Origin of the sequence: Streptomyces collinus, from assembly GCF_031348265.1 — a bacterium.
Lineage (GTDB): Bacteria > Actinomycetota > Actinomycetes > Streptomycetales > Streptomycetaceae > Streptomyces > Streptomyces collinus.
Window position 1 is genome coordinate 6,573,707 of record NZ_CP133771.1, and the last position, 17,804, is coordinate 6,591,510.

General features: G+C 71.6%; 14 protein-coding genes and 1 riboswitch. Of the genes, 8 read left to right on the forward strand and 6 right to left on the reverse strand.

What is annotated here, in order from left to right; all coding sequences use genetic code 11:
- The first annotated feature begins 4 nt into the window (after positions 1-4).
- Entirely contained in the window at positions 5-565 is a 561-nt protein-coding gene (locus tag RFN52_RS29990; RefSeq protein WP_184850751.1) for a DUF485 domain-containing protein, read from the forward strand.
- On the forward strand, positions 562-2,154 hold the full coding sequence (locus RFN52_RS29995; RefSeq protein WP_184850753.1) for a monocarboxylic acid transporter: 1,593 nt from the start codon (positions 562-564) through the stop codon (positions 2,152-2,154). Before RFN52_RS29990 ends, RFN52_RS29995 begins: the two co-directional genes overlap by 4 nt.
- Positions 2,155-2,226: 72 nt before the next feature.
- Here RFN52_RS29995 and RFN52_RS30000 read toward each other — a convergent pair whose 3' ends face one another.
- The 4 genes from RFN52_RS30000 to RFN52_RS30015 all read right to left on the reverse strand — a co-directional run bounded on the left by RFN52_RS30000 (position 2,227) and on the right by RFN52_RS30015 (position 6,949).
- Positions 2,227-2,907 (reverse strand): response regulator, encoded by a 681-nt coding sequence (locus tag RFN52_RS30000; protein ID WP_184854083.1) that lies wholly within the window; start codon positions 2,905-2,907, stop codon positions 2,227-2,229.
- A complete protein-coding gene (locus RFN52_RS30005) occupies positions 2,907-4,580 on the reverse strand; it encodes an ATP-binding protein (RefSeq protein WP_184850755.1) in 1,674 nt (557 codons plus the stop codon). The genes RFN52_RS30000 and RFN52_RS30005 overlap by 1 nt, the downstream gene beginning before the upstream one ends.
- A gap of 111 nt (positions 4,581-4,691) precedes the next feature.
- A complete protein-coding gene (locus RFN52_RS30010) occupies positions 4,692-5,636 on the reverse strand; it encodes a ferredoxin family protein (RefSeq protein WP_184850757.1) in 945 nt (314 codons plus the stop codon).
- 53 nt (positions 5,637-5,689) lie between these two features.
- Positions 5,690-6,949: a citrate synthase gene (locus tag RFN52_RS30015; RefSeq protein ID WP_184850759.1), complete on the reverse strand. Its 1,260-nt coding sequence runs from the start codon at positions 6,947-6,949 to the stop codon at positions 5,690-5,692.
- A gap of 110 nt (positions 6,950-7,059) precedes the next feature.
- Here RFN52_RS30015 and RFN52_RS30020 point away from each other — a divergent pair, with 110 nt between their 5' ends.
- Both RFN52_RS30020 and RFN52_RS30025 read left to right on the forward strand, forming a co-directional pair.
- Positions 7,060-8,220, forward strand: a complete 1,161-nt coding sequence (locus tag RFN52_RS30020; protein WP_184850761.1) for a citrate synthase — start codon at positions 7,060-7,062, stop codon at positions 8,218-8,220.
- Positions 8,221-8,522: 302 nt separating this feature from the next.
- A complete protein-coding gene (locus RFN52_RS30025; protein WP_184850763.1) occupies positions 8,523-9,671 on the forward strand; it encodes a CobW family GTP-binding protein in 1,149 nt (382 codons plus the stop codon).
- Here the strand turns inward: RFN52_RS30025 and RFN52_RS30030 are convergent.
- Positions 9,668-12,121, reverse strand: a complete 2,454-nt coding sequence (locus tag RFN52_RS30030) for a DNA gyrase/topoisomerase IV subunit A (RefSeq protein WP_184850765.1) — start codon at positions 12,119-12,121, stop codon at positions 9,668-9,670. The two genes, RFN52_RS30025 and RFN52_RS30030, sit on opposite strands and share 4 nt — an antisense overlap.
- A 381-nt stretch (positions 12,122-12,502) precedes the next feature.
- On the opposite strand from RFN52_RS30030, the gene RFN52_RS30035 reads away from it, so the two are divergent.
- The 4 genes from RFN52_RS30035 to RFN52_RS30050 all read left to right on the forward strand — a co-directional run bounded on the left by RFN52_RS30035 (position 12,503) and on the right by RFN52_RS30050 (position 17,274).
- On the forward strand, positions 12,503-13,846 hold the full coding sequence (locus RFN52_RS30035) for a M16 family metallopeptidase (protein ID WP_184850767.1): 1,344 nt from the start codon (positions 12,503-12,505) through the stop codon (positions 13,844-13,846).
- Positions 13,843-15,231 carry a M16 family metallopeptidase gene (locus RFN52_RS30040; RefSeq protein ID WP_184850769.1) on the forward strand — a complete coding sequence of 463 codons (1,389 nt, stop codon included), beginning with the start codon at positions 13,843-13,845 and terminating at the stop codon, positions 15,229-15,231. The genes RFN52_RS30035 and RFN52_RS30040 overlap by 4 nt, the downstream gene beginning before the upstream one ends.
- Before the next feature lie 192 nt (positions 15,232-15,423).
- Positions 15,424-15,588, forward strand: a riboswitch (cyclic di-AMP (ydaO/yuaA leader).
- A 12-nt stretch (positions 15,589-15,600) separates the two neighbouring features.
- Positions 15,601-16,389 carry a M23 family metallopeptidase gene (locus RFN52_RS30045; protein ID WP_184850771.1) on the forward strand — a complete coding sequence of 263 codons (789 nt, stop codon included), beginning with the start codon at positions 15,601-15,603 and terminating at the stop codon, positions 16,387-16,389.
- Between the two features lie 189 nt (positions 16,390-16,578).
- Complete coding sequence (locus RFN52_RS30050) at positions 16,579-17,274, forward strand: GntR family transcriptional regulator (RefSeq protein WP_184850773.1); 696 nt, start codon at positions 16,579-16,581, stop codon at positions 17,272-17,274.
- 165 nt (positions 17,275-17,439) lie between these two features.
- On the opposite strand, the gene RFN52_RS30055 is transcribed toward RFN52_RS30050, so the two are convergent.
- Complete coding sequence (locus tag RFN52_RS30055; protein WP_184850775.1) at positions 17,440-17,721, reverse strand: HPr family phosphocarrier protein; 282 nt, start codon at positions 17,719-17,721, stop codon at positions 17,440-17,442.
- Positions 17,722-17,804 lie beyond the last annotated feature (83 nt).

The following is a 17,804-nucleotide window of genomic DNA, read 5'->3' on the forward strand; positions in this document are numbered from 1 at the left end:
GGGCATGCAGCCAAGCAAGGGCCGTCTCCGCGGCGGTGGGGCCGGCCAGGAGAACCGGGTCGAGCCTCTCGACGGTCATGATCCGTTCCCGGCCGAGGAGGCCGGACAGCTCAGGTACGACGATCCCTGGTACGACGCCCTCGCCTCCGGCTGGGGCGAGTCGTCCGGCGACGGGGCGCAAGCTCAACCGATGGTTCCATCGGCACGGACGGAGGGCGCCACGGGGGCCGCGGCGGCCGACGTGTACCTGGAAGTGCAGCGCAGTGCGGCCTTTCAGGAGGTGCGGCGGCGGTACCGGAAGTTCGTGGTGCCGGCGTCCGTGGCGTTCTTCGCCTGGTACGTGGGCTACGTCGTGACAGCCACGACGGCGCCTGAGCTGATGGAGCGGCCCGTGGCGGGAGCGTTGAACGTCGCGATGGTGGCGGGGCTCGGGCAGTTCCTGTCCACCTTCCTTCTCACCTGGGCCTTCGCGCGGCACGCGCGGCTGCGCAGGGACCGAGCCGCCCTCGAACTGCGGTGGGACACACAGGAACTGACGCGTGGCATGAGCGGTGGTGGGTCGTGACGGAAGAACATCAGACGCTTGCGCTGCTGCTTTTCAGCGCGTTCGTCGCTGTCACGCTGGGGATCACCACCTGGGTCAGCCGCAACCGGCGTGGCTCGGCGGAGGAGTTCTACGCGGGCGGGCGGCTCTTCTCCCCCATGGAGAATGGTTTTGCCATCGCCGGTGACTACATGTCGGCCGCTTCCTTCCTCGGGGTCACCGGGCTCATCGCGCTGTTCGGCTATGACGGGCTGCTGTATGTCGTGGGCTTCCTCGTGGCGTGGCTGGTGGTGCTGTTCCTGGTCGCCGAACTGGTCCGCAACTGCGGCCGGTTCACGCTCGCCGACGTCGTGGCGGCCCGGATGAGGGAACGCCCGGTCCGGATCGCGGCGGGAACCTCCTCGGTCACGGTGTCCGTTCTGTACCTGGTGGCGCAGATGGTCGGCGCGGGGAGCCTGGTGGCGCTGCTGCTCGGGGGCACGAGCGACGCGGCCCGTGCCTGGACCGTCATCGGTGTGGGCGCACTGATGGTGATCTACGTGTCGTTGGGAGGGATGCGCGCGACCACGTGGATCCAGATCGTCAAGGCCGTTCTGCTGCTCGGCGGCACCATCGCGCTGACGGTGCTCGTCCTGATGCGCTTCCACGGCGACCTGAACCGGCTGTTGCTCACGGCAGCCGAGCGCAGTGGGCACGGCGGGGCGTTTCTGGCGCCGGGACTGAAGTACGGCGGGGACTGGACCGCCCGCTTCGACTTCATCAGCCTGGGGCTGGCTCTGGTGCTGGGCACGGCAGGGCTGCCGCACATCCTGTCCCGCTTCTACACCGTGCCCACCGCGCGCGCCGCGCGCCGCTCGGTCGTCTGGGCCGTCGGTCTCATCGGCGGCTTCTACCTGATGACGATCGTGCTCGGATTCGGTGCGGCCGCCATCCTGGGGCCGGATGCGGTCCGTGCTTCGAACGCGGCCGGGAACACGGCGGTTCCGCTGCTGGCGCTCGATCTCGGCGGTGGTGCGGGATCCACCGGCGGGACGGTTCTCTTCGCGATCGTCGCCGCGGTCGCCTTCGCCACGATCCTCGCCGTGGTCGCCGGCATCACACTCGCCTCCTCGGCGTCCGTGGCCCACGACCTGTACGCGTCCCTGCGGCGCCGGGGCGGGAAGCCGCGCAGCGAGGTGGCGGTGGCCCGCGTCGCGGCCGTCGGGGTCGGTGCGGTGGCGATCGCGCTCGGTCTGCTGGCGCGGGATCTCAACGTGGCGTTCCTGGTGGGCCTGGCGTTCGCCGTCGCCGCGTCGGCGAACCTGCCGGTGCTGCTCTACTCGCTGTTCTGGCGCGGCTTCACCACACGGGGTGCCGTGTGGGCGGTCTACGGCGGTCTGGTCCCGGCGGTGGTGCTCGTGGTGCTGTCACCGGTGGTCTCGGGCAGCCCCGACTCGCTGTTCCCGGGCATCGACCTCCAGTACTTCCCCCTGCAGAACCCGGGTCTGGTCTCGATCCCCCTCGGCTTTCTCGCGGGCTGGCTGGGCACGGTCACCTCGGCGGAGGGCCCGGACGAGGTCAAGCATGCGGAGACAGAGGTGCGGTCGCTGACGGGTGCGGGAGCGGCGTAGCTGCGGCTGCCATCGCTGCCACGGTCGGTGCGCGGCCATCGCCAGGCCGTGGAAACGCGGCGGGCTGTCGCCTCAGCCGCGGGTCGCCCACACATAGCGGTGTTCCGGGCGGCCCGCGTCGCCGTACTTGAGGGTCAGCCTGGCCCGTCCCGTGCGTTCCAGGAGCTTCAGGTAGCGCTGGGCGGTCTGGCGGCTCACTCCGGTCCGCTCGGCGATCTCCTGGGCGGACAAGGGTCCGTCCGCGTGCATCAGGCATTGGCGGACCAGCTCCGCGGTGGTGGGGGAGTGGCCTTTGGGCAGATCGGGCTCCGACGACGCCGACAGGGCCCCGAAGATGCGGTCCACCTCGGCCTGTTCCGCCTCTCCACCGCCGTCCAGGGTGCGGCGCAGCTCCGCGTAGGCCTCCAGCTTGGCGCGCAGGCCGGCGAAGGCGAACGGCTTGACCAGGTACTGCAGTGCGCCGTGCCGCATCGCCGCCTGCACGGTGGAGACGTCCCGGGCCGCCGTCACCATGATCACGTCGGTCTGATCGCCGCGCCGCCGCATCTCCTGGACGACCGCGAGTCCCGTCGCGTCCGGCAGGTAGTGGTCCAGGAGCACCAGGTCCAGCCGGGGCAGTGTCTCCAGCCGGTGCAGCGCCTCCGCGGCGCTGTGGGCCTCTCCGGCGACGTGGAAGCCCGGTACCTTCTCGACGTAGGCGGCGTTGACCCGGGCGACTCTCATGTCGTCGTCCACGACCAGGACTTCGATCATCACGACCCCTCCTCGGCCGTCTGCGGTGCGGACGGCACGGTCGATACGGCCGGTTCGGGACCCGGCCCGGCCAGCGCCTCGGGCAGGACGACGGTGAACTCCGCGCCTCCGCCGTGCGCCTCGCCGACCGTAGCGCTGCCACCCTGCCGCTCCGCCAGCCTGCGCACCAGGGAGAGTCCGATGCCCCGCTCGCGGTGGGCGGGCGGCGTCTTCGTGGACCATCCCGTGGTGAAGATCAACTCCCGGTGCTCCGGCGGGATTCCCGGCCCGGTGTCGCGGACCCTGAGGATCGCCGTACGCCCCTCGGCGCGCACTTCGACCTCCACGCGCGCGTGCGGTTTGCCGGCGACGGCGTCGAGGGCGTTGTCCACCAGGTTCCCCACGACGGTGACGAGCCCCTGCGGGTCGACCAGCCGGTCGGGCAGCCGGGTCCGGTCCGACACCCCCAGGGCGACGCCCCGCTCGGCCGCGACGGTCGCCTTGCCGACCAGCAGGGCGGCGAGCAGCGGGTCCTCGATCCGCTCGGTGACCTGCTCGGCGGTGGCCCGGTGGTCACCGACGACCTCGCCGACGAAGTCGACAGCGTCGTCGTACATCTCCAGTTCGAGCAGCCCCAGAAGTGTGTGCATGCGGTTGGCGTGCTCGTGGTCCTGGGCGCGCAGGGCGTCGATCAGACCGCGGGTGGAGTCCAGCTCGCGGCCCAGCTGCTCCAGCTCGGTGCGGTCGCGCAGGGTGGCCACGGCGCCGCCGTCGTCGGTGGGCATGCGGTTGGCGACCAGCACCCGCTGGCCGCGCACGGTGAGCAGATCCGTGCCGGTGACGCGTCCGGCCAGCACGTCGGCCGTGCGGCCCGCGCCGAGCGCCTCGTCGGGTGAGCGGCCCACGACCGCTTCCCCGATGCCCAGCAGGCGCTGCGCCTCGTCGTTCACCAGACGGATGCGGCCGGTGCGGTCCAGGGCGACGACCCCCTCGCGGATGCCGTGCAGCATCGCCTCGCGTTCCGACAGGAGCGCCGCGATGTCCGAGAAGGCCAGATCCCTGGTCTGCCGGTGGACCCGCCGGGAGATGAGCCATGCCGCCAGCGCGCCTACGGCCAGGGCGCCGCCGGCGTACGCGAGCAGTCCCGGGATCGCGTGGATCAGCCGGGCCCGGACGCTGTCGTAGGCGATGCCGACCGAGACCGCGCCGATGACGGTGCCGTCGCTGTCGCGCAGCGGCACCTTGCCCCGGGCGGAGCGGCCCAGGGTGCCGCTGTCGATCTCCATGACCTCCTTACCGGCCAGGGCCTGGCCGGGGTCGGTCGAGACGATGCCGCCGATCTGTTGCGGGTCCGTGTGCGACCAGCGCACGCCCCGCCAGTCCATCACCACGATGTACTCGGCCTGGGTGGCCTTGCGGATCCGCTCCGCCTCCCGCTGCACCGGGCCGTCCGGCGAGGGCGGCGTGTCCCGCAGGTCCTTCGCGAGATCCGGCAGCTGTGCGGTCGTCTGCGCGATCGCGAGCGCGCGGCGCATGGCCTGGTCGTCGAGCTGGTTGCTGAGGGGCGCGAGGAACAATCCGGTCGCGAGCACCGCGACTCCCGCGGCGATCGCCACCTGCATCAGCAGCACCTGCGAGAACACCCGCCGGGGCAGGCCGAGGCGCAGGCGGCGTGCGGAGGGAGTGGGGCTCATAGCCAAGACCGTACGTGCGCACGGCCGCCGGCCCTAGACGGGTGTGGCGTGGATCTCCAGATCAATGTGTACAGATGCGGCATCAACGTGTGTCCGAGGCGAGCCGGACGGTCAGCTGGCCAGTGAGGTTGTCATCCTCACCTCGCGCACCGCCACCACGTCCATGCGTGCGGGGGTACCGAGCACGGACGCCCCGCAGCTCTCGGGGCGGGCCGGCAGGGCCGCGCCCTGGGCCACGTCGACCTGCCAGTGGCGTCCGTCGGCGTGGGCGACGGTCACCTCCCAGCGCGGGGCCGCGCCGGACGTCCGGACGACACTCAGAGCCTGAGCGCCGTACTCGCCGACCCTGGTGCGCACGGCGAGCTCGGCGGCCTGACCGGGCCGGTCCCATGCCGAGCTGCCCCGGCACCCCTCCACGACGATCCGCCCCTCACGGGCGCCGTGCAGGACCTCCTTGAGGGAATGGGCCTCGGCCCGGCCGTACGCGTATCCGTACGGCAGCACGAGCACGGTGGGGGAGAAGCGGTGACCACCCAGATGGGTGACCTCCCAGACGCCCTCGACCCCGGAGGTCGCCAGCTCGGCCGCGAGCGGCCGGCCCAGGAGGGCACAGCAGCGGTCGCGCTTGCCGTTGGTGCAGACGAGGGCGAGCGGGTCACCGTCGTGGGGCCGGCCGCCGAGCAGCGCGCCGAACGATTGGTGGTCGCCCCTGCCGAGTGCGGCGAAGTCGAGGCCGAGCAGCTCCCCGGGGTCCGAGGTCGAGGCGCTGTGCAGCCAGACATTGCCCGGGACGACGTGCGCGGCGTACACCCGGCGAGCTGCGGGCACACGGCGGTCCGCGTGACGCCCCGGGCGGCGGATGAGCGCGATCCGCACGCCCGTGTCCTTGGCGGCCGCCTCCAGGGCACGCCCCAGGGCGGGGTCCAGGTGGCTCGAAGTGAGCGCCTTGGCACCCCACGGACCGGGCTGTTCCAGCAACAGCCAGGTCCTCGCGGTGGCCGCGGTTCCCGAAACGGGCTCGGCGAAGTCCCGGGAGACGCTTGAGCACGTACTCACAGAGGTGAGCCTAACCTGACTTCCTCCACGGCGACTTTCGGGGCAGGCCGACGCTACTCCGGCAGTGGCTGCGGCGGTTTCGGACCTGCGTAGAGACCGCTCGGTCGCATCCGCAGCGGGCGCTCGCCGTACTCCTCCAGGGCATGGGCGATCCAGCCCGCCGTCCGGGCCACGGCGAAGATCGTCTCGCCCGCGCTCGGGGCCATGCCGCAGGACGCGGTGAGCACGGCCAGGGCCAGGTCCACGTTGGCGTGCAGCGGGGCGTGACGCGCGGTCGTCTCGACGATGTCGCGGGCCGCGAGGAGAGCGGGCTCCGCGCGCGGGATCTGTTCCAGGAGGGCGAACAGGGCACGCGCGCGTGGGTCCTCACCGGGGTAGAGCCGGTGTCCGAGGCCCGGGATGCGGCGGCCGGCGCGCAGTTCGTCCGCGATCACGGGTGCCGCGTCGCCCTGGTCGAGCACGTCCTGCAGCAGCCGGTGGGCGAGCCCGCTGGCCGCGCCGTGCAGCGGGCCCTCGATCACGCCCAGCCCGGCGGAGACCGCGGCGTAGGCGTGGGCACGGGCGGACGCGGCGACGCGCACCGCGAGCGTGGAGGCGGCCAGGTCGTGGTCGACGAGGAGGGCGAGGGCGGCGTCCAGGGCGCGCAGGGAGGCCTCGTCGGGGTCCTTGTGCACCGACAGCCGGGACCACAGGCGGTGGGCCAGGGGGCCCTCGTCGCGGCGCCGGTGGCCCGCCGGGGGCAGAGCGGCCACGAGCGTGGGGATGAGGGTGCGCGCGGTACCGAGTACGGCGCCCTCGGAGAGGTCGAACCGCAGGGGATCGGTGGTCGCGGCGGCGATCGTCGCGACCCTCAACAGGTCGGCGGGAGCGGCGTGCTCGGGCAGGGCGTCGACGGCGCGGCGGGCGACGGCGACGGAAGCGGAGGGTGCGGTGAACGTGCTGCCCGGGAGCATCCGGCCCGTCCACAGCCACTCGGCGACCTCCTCGTAGGTGTGCCGTGTGGCCAGTTCGACCGCGTCGACCCCGCGGAAGAAGTAGCGGTCGCTCTCGATGAGCGTGATGCGGGTGCGGACGGACAGCTCGCTGCCGGAACCGGAAGTGCCGACGCTCTCCCGCCTGTTGCGCCGGGCGAGGGCTTCGACCTCCGCGGCGTCGAAGGTGCTGCCCCGGCCGCCGCTCACCCGACGGCTGCTGAGCTGGCCGCGGCTCACGTACGCGTACACGGTCTCCGGCTTCACGCCGAGCAGCTCGGCGGCCTCCTTGGTGCTCAGCCGCCGTTCCGCGTCCTGGGGGGCGGGTTCTCGATCGCGCATGGGGGTCACCGTATCCGTGCAGCGGACCATTGACTGTTAGGTTGATTCAATCAATATTGACAGGCATTCAGTCAATCATGGACAGTCGAATCAAGTCCAGGGAGGAAGTCATGTCCGTGAAAAGGTCAGCAGCCACTCTTGTCGAAGCGCCTCGGGGGCTTGCCGGTGTCGTCGTCACCGACACCCGGATCGGTGATGTCCGCGGTCTGGAGGGCTTCTACCACTACCGCCAGTACTCCGCCGTCGACCTCGCGCGGACCCGCGGCTTCGAGGACGTCTGGCACCTGCTCGTACACGGCGAACTGCCGGACGCCGAGCGGAGTGCGGCCTTCGCGGCCGAGACCGCGGCACTGCGGCGCCTGCCCGACGAGGTGCGAGCGGCGCTGCCGGCCATCGCAGCGGCCGGTGGGCGCTCCGGGCCGCTGGCCGGGATGCGTACCGCGCTGTCGCTGCTGGGTGCGGCGAAGGGATTCCGCCCCGTGTACGACATCGACGCCGACCGGCGCCGCAGGGACACGATCGAGGCCGCCGCGGCCGTACCGACGCTGCTCACCGCACTGCACCGGCTGGGCAGGGGGCTGGAACCGGTGGAGCCGCGGGAGGACCTGACCTACGCGGCGAACTACCTCTACATGCTGACCGGTTCGGTGCCGGCCGAGCGGCATGCGCGGGCGATCGAGCAATACTTGATCTCAACCATTGATCACGGATTCAATGCATCCACCTTCACGGCCCGGGTCATCGCTTCGACGGGCGCGGACGTGGCGGCATGCCTCGCCGGGGCGGTGGCGGCGCTGTCGGGCCCGTTGCACGGGGGCGCGCCCAGCCGGGCTCTGGACACCCTGGACGCGATCGGCACCCCGGACCGTATCGATCCCTGGGTGCGCCAGCGGGTGCTCGCCGGTGAGCGCATCATGGGGTTCGGGCACGCGATCTACCGCACGGAGGACCCGCGGTCCCGGATGCTGCGCGAGGTCGCCCAGGGGTTCGGCGGGCCGCGGGTGGACTTCGCCGTCGAGGTCGAGCGTCACATCGAGGCGATTCTGGCGGAGCTGAAGCCCGGGCGGGAGCTGCACACCAACGTCGAGTACTACGCGGGTGTGGTCATGGAACTCTGCGGTCTGCCTCGCGAGATGTTCACCCCGACCTTCGCTGCCGGCCGGGCGGTGGGCTGGAGCGCCAACATCCTGGAGCAGTCGGAGGACTCGAAGATCATCAGGCCGGTGGCGCGGTATGTGGGGCCGGAGGCGCCGGCGCCTGTGCCGGACTGAGGGGAAGCGCCGCCGGGTGGAGGGCTGGGCCGGCGATGCGAGGCGGTAGTCCTCAGGCGCGGTGGTGCGCGTGAAGCTGTAACTCCAGGGAGCCGAGCGGCTCCGATCGGAGGGGAGGCGCACGGAGGGCAGTGCGAGTCGCGCAGACCGGCGCCCTGCCCGACGTCTGTCCCGTGAGTGGTGCTGACGGCCGTTCACTTCGGTGTGGATCTTTTGGCTCGTATCCTGGGGCGGCATCCCCATTTCCCACGTGTGCCGGGAACGCGAGCCGGTGCACGCGTCGGCGCGAGAGAGGTCGCACGGTGAGCCAGCCGAGTCCGAAACCGCAGCAGATCCCGGTCGTCGTCCTGGCCGGATTCCTCGGCTCGGGAAAGACCACCCTGCTCAATCACCTCCTGCACCGCAGTGGCGGCAGCCGTATCGGCGCCATCGTCAACGACTTCGGGGCGATCGAGATCGACGCGATGGCCGTGGCGGGAGCGCTCGGCGACTCGACGGTCTCCCTGGGCAACGGCTGCCTGTGCTGTGCCGTCGACGCGAGCGAACTGGACCAGTACCTGGAGCGGCTCGCGGAGCCCTCCCTCGGCATCGACGTCATCGTCATCGAGGCCAGCGGTCTCGCCGAGCCGCAGGAACTCGTACGGATGCTGCTGGCCAGCGAGCATCCCGGGGTCGTGTACGGAGGACTCGTCGAGGTCGTCGACGCCGTCGAGTTCGACGACACCCGTGCCCGGCATCCCGAGATCGACCGGCATCTCGCGCTGGCCGACCTCGTCGTCGTCAACAAGCTCGACCGGGCGGCGGACGCCGAACGCGTCCTCGGGCTGGTCCGGTCCCTCGTCGACCGCGCCGCCGTCGTCCCGGCCACCTACGGCCGGATCGACCCGGAGTTCCTCTTCGACTGCCGCCCGAGCGAGGAGCGCATGGGGCAGCTCTCCTTCGACGACCTGCACGAAGACGATCTGCACGAAGGCGACCTGCGCGAAGAGGGCCTGCACCCGGAGGACCTGCCCGCAGACGCCCCCCACGCACACGCCCCGCACCAGCGCGCCGCGGACGGCCACGCCGGACACCTGCACGCCGCGTACGACAGCCTGTCGTTCGTCTCCCGGGCGCCCCTCGACCCGCGCCGGCTGATGACGTTCCTCGACAGCAGGCCCGAGGGGCTGTACCGGATCAAGGGCTACATCGACTTCGGGCCGCACGACGCCCGCAACCGTTACGCCGTCCACGCCGTCGGGCGGTTCCTGCGCTTCTACCCGGAGCCCTGGCCGGACGGCGGCGAACGCCTCACGCAGCTGGTCCTCATCGGCTCGGGGATCGACGCCGCCGCGCTCGAGAAGGAGCTGGAGGCGTCCGCGAGCGACGCCCCACACGCCGACGAGCACGGCATGTGGGGCGTCCTGCGGTACGTACGCGACCCCGAGGAGCAGGCCGCGGACCCGGCCTAGACCGGCCCGGCCACCACGGCCACCGTCTTCGCCAGGGACACTCCCGAGCCGTCGCGGCGGGGGTCGATGTCCGGCAGGTCGGCCGGCGTGCCGTTCTTCTGCGCCGCCAGGGCGGGGACGGGGCCCGCCCAGGCCAGGGACAGACAGTCCTCGCCCTTCAGGAACCGCTGGCAGCGGACGCCGCCCGTGGCGCGGCCCTTGCGCGGGTACTGGTCGAACGGGGTCAGCTTGGCCGTCGTCTGGACGGAGTCGTCCAGCGTGCCCCGGGAGCCCGCGACGGTGAAGACCACGGCGTCCACCGCCGGGTCCACCGCGGTGAAGGAGATGACCTTCGCGCCTTCGGCGAGCTTGATGCCGGCCACACCGCCGGCCGGGCGGCCCTGAGCGCGGACCTGGGACGCCTGGAAGCGCAGCAACTGCGCGTCGTCGGTGACGAAGACCAGGTCCTCCTCGCCGGTGCGCAGCTCGACCGCGCCGACGATCCGGTCACCCTCCTTGAGGGTGATCACCTCCAGCTCGTCCTTGTTGGCCGGATAGTCCGGCACCACGCGCTTGACGACGCCTTGTGCCGTGCCGAGCGCCAGGCCCGGCGACGACTCGTCGAGCGTGGTCAGGCAGACCACCGTCTCGTCGTCTTCCAGGGAGACGAACTCCGCCAGCGGCGCGCCCCCCGCGAGGTTCGGTGCCGTCAGCGACTCCGGAAGCTGGGGCAGGTCGACCACGTTCAGCCGTAGCAGCCGGCCCGCCGAGGTGACCGCGCCCACCTCCCCGCGGGCGGTGGCGGGCACCGCCGAGACGATCACGTCGTGCTTCACGCGCTGGGCACCGGCGTCCTCCGTGAAGGGCTCGCCGTTCGCGGTACGGGCCAGCAGACCCGTCGAGGACAGCAGCACCCGGCACGGGTCGTCGGCCACCTGGAGCGGCACGGCCGCGACCGGGGCGCCGCCCGACTCCAGCAGCACCGTACGCCGGTCGGTGCCGAACTTCTTGGCGACGTTGGCCAGTTCGGAGGAGACCAGCTTGCGCAGCTCCGCGTCCGAGTCGAGGATCCGGGTCAGCTCCTCGATCTCCGCGTTGAGCCGGTCCTTCTCGGACTCCAGCTCGATGCGGTCGAACTTGGTCAGACGGCGCAGCGGCGTGTCGAGGATGTACTGCGTCTGTACCTCGCTCAGCGAGAACTGCTCCATCAGGCGCTGCTTGGCCTGTGCGGAGTTCTCGCTGGAGCGGATCAGGCGGATGACCTCGTCGATGTCCAGCAGGGCCGTGAGCAGACCCTCGACCAGGTGCAGCCGGTCGCGCTTCTTGGAGCGGCGGAACTCCGAGCGCCGCCGTACGACGTTGAAGCGGTGGTCGAGGTAGACCTCCAGGAGCTCCTTCAGGCCCAGCGTGAGCGGCTGGCCGTCCACCAGCGCCACGTTGTTGATGCCGAAGGACTCCTCCATCGGCGTCAGCTTGTAGAGCTGCTCCAGGACCGCCTCCGGCACGAAGCCGTTCTTGATCTCGATGACCAGGCGCAGGCCGTGCTCGCGGTCGGTCAGGTCCTTGACGTCGGCGATGCCCTGGAGCTTCTTCGAACCGACCAGGTCCTTGATCTTGGCGATGACCTTCTCGGGGCCGACCGTGAAGGGCAGCTCCGTGACCACGAGGCCCTTGCGGCGGGCCGTCACGGGCTCCACCGAGACCGTCGCCCGGATCTTGAACGTGCCGCGGCCGGACTCGTAGGCGTCCCGGATGCCGGACAGGCCGACGATGCGGCCGCCGGTGGGCAGGTCGGGGCCCGGGACGTGCTTCATCAGGGCGTCGAGATCGGCGTTCGGGTACCTGATCAGGTGGCGGGCGGCGGCGATGACCTCGCGCAGGTTGTGCGGCGCCATGTTCGTCGCCATGCCGACCGCGATGCCCGAGGCGCCGTTGACCAGGAGGTTCGGGAAGGCGGCGGGCAGGGCCACCGGTTCCTGCTCCTGGCCGTCGTAGTTGGGGTTGAAGTCGACGGTGTCCTCGTCGATCGACTCCGTCATCAGGCTCGTCGCCTCGGCCATCCGGCACTCGGTGTACCGCATGGCCGCCGGCGGGTCGTCGTTGCCCAGCGAGCCGAAGTTGCCGTGGCCGTCGACCAGGGGGACCCGCATCGAGAAGGGCTGGGCCATGCGCACGAGGGCGTCGTAGATCGACGCGTCGCCGTGCGGGTGCAGCTTGCCCATCACCTCGCCGACGACACGGGCGCACTTGACGTACCCGCGCTCGGGGCGCAGGCCCATCTCGCTCATCTGGTAGACGATGCGGCGGTGCACGGGCTTGAGGCCGTCGCGTGCGTCGGGCAGGGCGCGGGAGTAGATGACCGAGTACGCGTACTCGAGGAAGGAGCCCTGCATCTCGTCGACGACGTCGATGTCGAGGATCCGCTCCTCGTACGAGTCGTCGGGCGGCGTCTTCGTGCTGCGGCGGGCCATCGCTGCCGGCTCCTCCTGTTACTGGTCGCTCGCCTACGGGGCGTTCCTGCCGGTGAGGAGACGTCGATCGTGCCCGGCCCATCGGGCCCTGCGCGCGCTCGCCCACTCGTCACCGGCCGCCCCTGCGGCTCGCTCATGCTGCTGCGATCCGGATCTGACGCCGACCATTGTGGACCGCCGCACTGACAACCGGGACCAGGGCCCGGTCTCCGACGCCTGTCGGGCCCTACCGAGCCCGGCGAGGACGGTCCCCCGTGCTCGCTCTCGGCGTACGCCGCCCGGGAACTTCACCAGGGCTTCGCACGCTTGCATACAGTGGCAGGACCGGCAGGAATCCGCGGTTGTGAAGACCGCTCCGCGATCGAAGGGACGTACATGCCCATGGGTCACACGGCCACAGCCCAGGCAGGCTCCGGGGGCCTGACAGCGACCGAGCACCGCCTGGCCAACGGCCTGCGCGTGGTGCTCTCCGAGGACCACCTGACCCCGGTCGCCGCGGTGTGCCTCTGGTACGACGTCGGCTCGCGCCACGAAGTCAAGGGACGCACCGGCCTGGCTCACCTTTTCGAGCACCTGATGTTCCAGGGTTCCGCCCAGGTCAAGGGCAACGGTCACTTCGAGCTCGTCCAGGGCGCGGGCGGCTCGCTGAACGGCACCACCAGCTTCGAGCGGACCAACTACTTCGAGACCATGCCCACCCATGAGCTGGAGCTCGCCCTCTGGCTGGAGGCCGACCGCATGGGCTCGCTGCTGACGGCGCTCGACGACGAGTCGATGGAGAACCAGCGGGACGTCGTCAAGAACGAGCGCCGCCAGCGCTACGACAACGTCCCCTACGGCACCGCGTTCGAGAAGCTGACCGCGCTCGCCTACCCGGAGGGCCACCCCTACCACCACACCCCGATCGGCTCCATGGCCGACCTGGACGCGGCGACCCTGGAGGACGCGCGGGCGTTCTTCCGCACCTACTACGCACCGAACAACGCCGTGCTCTCCGTGGTCGGCGACATCGACCCGGAGCAGACCCTCGCCTGGGTGGAGAAGTACTTCGGCTCCATCCCCGGGCACGACGGCAAGCCCGCCCCGCGCGACGGCTCGCTGCCGGAGACCATCGGCGAGCAGCTGCGCGAGGTCGTCGAGGAGGAGGTCCCGGCGCGCGCCCTGATGGCCGCCTACCGGCTGCCGCACGACGGCACGCGCGCGTGCGACGCCGCCGACCTGGCCCTCACCGTCCTCGGCGGCGGCGAGTCCTCCCGCCTCTACAACCGGCTGGTGCGGCGCGACCGTACGGCCGTGGCGGCCGGCTTCGGCCTGCTGCGGCTCGCCGGGGCGCCCTCCCTGGGGTGGCTGGATGTGAAGACGTCCGGTGACGTGGAGGTTCCGGTCATCGAGACCGCCATCGACGAGGAGCTCGCCCGGTTCGCCGAGGAAGGCCCCACGGCCGAGGAGATGGAGCGCGCCCAGGCCCAGCTGGAGCGCGAATGGCTGGACCGGCTCGGCACGGTCGCCGGCCGCGCCGACGAACTGTGCCGGTACGCCGTGCTGTTCGGCGACCCGCAGCTCGCCCTGACCGCCGTCCAGCGTGTGCTGGAGATCACGGCGGAGGAGGTCCACGAGGTCGCCAAGGCCTGCCTGCGGCCCGACAACCGCGCGGTGCTCGTCTACGAGCCGACCGCCCCCGAATCCCCCGCCGACCAGGACGAGAACGAGGAGGCGGCCCGGTGACCGAGCTCGCCACGATGGACTTCCACCCCCGGCCGCAGTCGGGCGACGCCCGGCCGTGGGCCTTCCCCGCCCCCGAGCGCGGCACGCTCGACAACGGCCTGACGGTGCTGCGCTGCCACCGCCCCGGCCAGCAGGTCGTCGCCGTGGAGGTGCTGCTGGACGCCCCCCTGGACGCCGAGCCGGCCGGTCTCGACGGTGTGGCGACGATCATGGCCCGGGCGTTCTCCGAGGGCACCGACAAGCACTCCGCCGAGGAGTTCGCCGCCGAGCTGGAGCGCGCGGGCGCCACCCTCGACGCGCACGCCGACCACCCCGGCGTCCGGCTCAGCCTGGAGGTGCCGGCCTCCCGGCTCGCCAAGGGGCTGAACCTGATCGCCGACGCGCTGAGGGCGCCCGCGTTCGCCGACAGCGAGGTCGAGCGGCTGGTCACCAACCGCCTCGACGAGATCCCGCACGAACTGGCCAACCCCTCCCGCCGCGCCGCCAAGGAGCTCTCCAAGGAGCTGTTCCCGTCGGACGCGCGCATGTCGCGGCCCCGGCAGGGCAGCGAGGAGACGGTCGCCGCGATCGACTCCGCTGCCGTTCGCGGCTTCTACGAGAAGCACGTCCGCCCCGCCACGGCCACCGCCGTGGTCGTCGGCGACCTCACCGGCATCGACCTCGACGCCCTGCTCGGGGACACCCTGGGCGCCTGGACGGGCTCCTCGGCCGAGCCGCGACCCGTGCCGCCGGTGACCGCCGACGACACCGGCCGGGTCGTCATCGTGGACCGCCCCGGCGCCGTCCAGACGCAGCTGCTGATCGGCCGGGTCGGCCCGGACCGGCACGACCGTGTGTGGCCCGCGCAGGTGCTCGGCACGTACTGCCTCGGCGGCACTCTCACCTCCCGCCTGGACCGCGTCCTGCGCGAGGAGAAGGGCTACACCTACGGCGTACGGGCGTTCGGCCAGGTCCTCAGGTCGGCCCCGGACGGCACGGGTGCCGCGATGCTCGCCATCAGCGGTTCCGTCGACACGCCCAACACCGGCCCCGCTCTGGAGGACCTCTGGACGGTGCTGCGCACCCTCGCCGCCGAGGGACTGACCGACGCCGAGCGGGACGTCGCCGTGCAGAACCTGGTCGGGGTGGCTCCGCTGAAGTACGAGACGGCCGCGGCGGTCGCGAGCACGCTGGCCGACCAGGTCGAGCAGCACCTGCCCGACGACTACCAGGCCACGCTGTACCGCCAGCTCGCCGCGACCGGCACCGTGGAGGCCACCGCGGCGGCCGTGAGCGCCTTCCCGGTGGACCGTCTGGTGACCGTCCTCGTCGGTGACGCGGCGCAGATCAAGGCACCTGTCGAGGCCCTGGGCATCGGCGAAGTCACCGTCGTCGCGGCCGAGTAGCGGCACGCGCGCACAGGGGCCCTGGTTGTCTTCAAAGGCACCAGGGCCCCTTTATGTCCGAATTGGGATGGGAGTTGCCTGTCTGCCCTGTGGGATGCGCTACAAACGCCGGGATTCGTTTGGGAATTGAAAGCGGCGCCGCTTAGCGTCGTCCGGGCTGTTCGTCAGGCAGTGCGCCGCACCCGCGGCACCGGACAGTCATCGCCGAGTCCCCGTACGGCGCGAGCCAGGGGAGCCGGGGACCCACCGTAGTCCCTGGGGTGAATCGGACGCCCGCGCGAGTCGCGAGGGAGTCCGTAGGAGACCTTCCTGCTCCGAACCCGTCAGCTAACCCGGTAGGCGAGAGGGAAGGAAAGGACCAGCCACTACATGGCGTTCACTCGCGCCACCGGGAAGCACCGTCGTCCCAGCAGGATCCAGCGCGGCACCGCCCGCGCGGCGGGCGTCGCGGCCCTCGCCACCACCGGCGTGATCGGCACCGTGGCGGCCCCTGCGGCCTTCGCCGCCGAGCCCAGCCCCGAGCAGACCGGTCTCACCCCGGTCGTCACCATGGGCGACACCGTGGCCCAGCAGATCGACGCCCAGGCCGTCGCGCAGCAGCAGGCCGCCGACGAGGCCGCCGCCAAGCGGAAGGCCGAGGAGGCCGCGCGCAAGCAGGCCGCCGAGTTGGCGGAGAGGGCCAAGGAAGCGGCCGAGAAGGCCCGCGAGGCCAAGGAGCGCGCCGCCCGCGAGGCCGAGCGCAAGCGCCTCAACGCCTACGTGGCCCCGATCTCCGGCTCGTACGTCTCCACCAGCTACAAGGCCAGCAGTGGCCTGTGGTCCTCCGGCAGCCACACCGGTGTGGACTTCCACGCCGCCAGCGGCACCTCCGTCCACGCGGTCGGCGCGGGCACCGTCGTCGAGGCCGGCTGGGGCGGCTCCTACGGCAACCAGATCGTGATCAAGATGAACGACGGGACGTACACCCAGTACGGCCACCTGTCCTCCGTCGGCGTCTCGGTGGGCCAGCAGGTCACCCCCGGCCAGCAGATCGGCCTGTCCGGCGCGACGGGCAACGTCACCGGCCCGCACCTGCACTTCGAGGCCCGTACGAGCCCCGAGTACGGCTCGGACATCGACCCGGTCGCCTACCTCCGCTCCCACGGCGTCAACGTCTGACCGGAACCTCCGCGCTGTTCCCGAAGCCCCGGCTCCCCGAGCCGGGGCTTTCGGTGTTTACGGCGGCAGCCTGTCCAAAAAATATCCCTGGATTCCCGAGGGCCGTCGGAAATTCCGGCTCATTGCAATAGAGTCACGGAACGGACGCCGCTCGTCGGCGTTTCACGGGGATTAATGGGGAGGTCGGTCATGCGTATTCCCGCGCACTCGGTGTGCACGGCCATCCGGGACGACATCGTCGCGGGCGTCCACGCACGCGGCAGCCGGCTCACCGAGGAACTCCTGGCGCGCCGCTACGGCGTCTCGCGGGTGCCCGTCCGGGAGGCGCTGCGCACGCTGGAGGCCGAGGGCTTCGTGGTGACCCGCCGGCACGCGGGCGCGTGCGTGGCCGAACCCACCGAGCAGGAGGCGGGCGACCTGCTGGAGATGCGCATGCTCCTGGAGCCCCTCGGCGCGGCCCGCGCCGCCCAGCGCCGCACCGAGGCGCATCTGAAGGTCCTGCGCGGCCTGGTCCGGCTGGGCCAGGAGCGGGCCCGCCGCGGCAGCAGCGACGACCTGCGCTCCCTCGGCGGCTGGTTCCACGAAACACTCGCCCAGGCCTCCGGCAGCCCCGCACTGACCTCGATGCTCACCCAGCTCCGCCACAAGATCGCGTGGATGTACGCCGTGGACGCGCCGGCCAACCCGGTGGAGTCCTGGACGGAACACGGCGCGATCGTGGACGCGGTGGCGCGCGGGGACGGCGAGCGCGCGCGGGCGGTCACGGCGCTGCACGCCGAGCGTGCCACGGGCGCGCACCGTCTGCGCTTCGGCTCCGGCAGGGAGCCCGCCGGCGGTGTGAGGAACTCGCAACATCCCGTAAACACGGCGAGCCTGCGGCATTAACACGGCGGCCGTATACAAAGAGCAGCCAATTCGTGAGGGTCTATTTCCCGTGCCCGAAACGGGGAATTCTAGAATTCCCGCTCCTTGTCGGCCGGGAATGGCGAAGGGCTCGCCCGTTGCATCAGGGCGAGCCCTTCCATGTGCGCCGGACCGGCGCACGGGACATCAGACGGTCTCGGGCAGTTCCTCGAGACCCTCGGAGACCAGCTTGGCCAGCCGGTCCAGGGCGACGTCCGCGCCCTCGGTGTCGGAGGCGAGGACGATCTCCTCGCCACCCTGGGCGCCGAGGCCCAGGACGGCCAGCATCGAGGCCGCGTTGACGGGGTTGCCGTCAGCCTTGGCGATCGTCACCGGGACGCCTGCGGCCGTGGCGGCTCGGACGAAGATGGAGGCGGGGCGGGCGTGGAGACCCTCGGCCCAGCCGACGTTGACGCGGCGCTCAGCCATGTGTTGCTGCCCTTCGGTTTTCAGGGTTGTCTAGACCAGTTTCCCATATCGTGAAGCCCTCCAGGAGTGGTCCTCGCGTTCCA

Bases quoted from the DNA above. Each gene is read 5' to 3' on its own strand.
- RFN52_RS30030 (WP_184850765.1), bottom strand. From the start codon at position 12,121: ATGGCCCGCCGCAGCACGAAGACGCCGCCCGACGACTCGTACGAGGAG.
- RFN52_RS30020 (WP_184850761.1), top strand. From the start codon at position 7,060: ATGTCCGTGAAAAGGTCAGCAGCCACTCTTGTCGAAGCGCCTCGGGGG.
- RFN52_RS30055 (WP_184850775.1), bottom strand. From the start codon at position 17,721: ATGGCTGAGCGCCGCGTCAACGTCGGCTGGGCCGAGGGTCTCCACGCC.
- RFN52_RS29990 (WP_184850751.1), top strand. From the start codon at position 5: ATGCAGCCAAGCAAGGGCCGTCTCCGCGGCGGTGGGGCCGGCCAGGAG.
- RFN52_RS30035 (WP_184850767.1), top strand. From the start codon at position 12,503: ATGGGTCACACGGCCACAGCCCAGGCAGGCTCCGGGGGCCTGACAGCG.
- RFN52_RS30045 (WP_184850771.1), top strand. From the start codon at position 15,601: ATGGCGTTCACTCGCGCCACCGGGAAGCACCGTCGTCCCAGCAGGATC.
- RFN52_RS30005 (WP_184850755.1), bottom strand. From the start codon at position 4,580: ATGAGCCCCACTCCCTCCGCACGCCGCCTGCGCCTCGGCCTGCCCCGG.
- RFN52_RS30000 (WP_184854083.1), bottom strand. From the start codon at position 2,907: ATGATCGAAGTCCTGGTCGTGGACGACGACATGAGAGTCGCCCGGGTC.
- RFN52_RS30050 (WP_184850773.1), top strand. From the start codon at position 16,579: ATGCGTATTCCCGCGCACTCGGTGTGCACGGCCATCCGGGACGACATC.
- RFN52_RS30015 (WP_184850759.1), bottom strand. From the start codon at position 6,949: ATGCGCGATCGAGAACCCGCCCCCCAGGACGCGGAACGGCGGCTGAGC.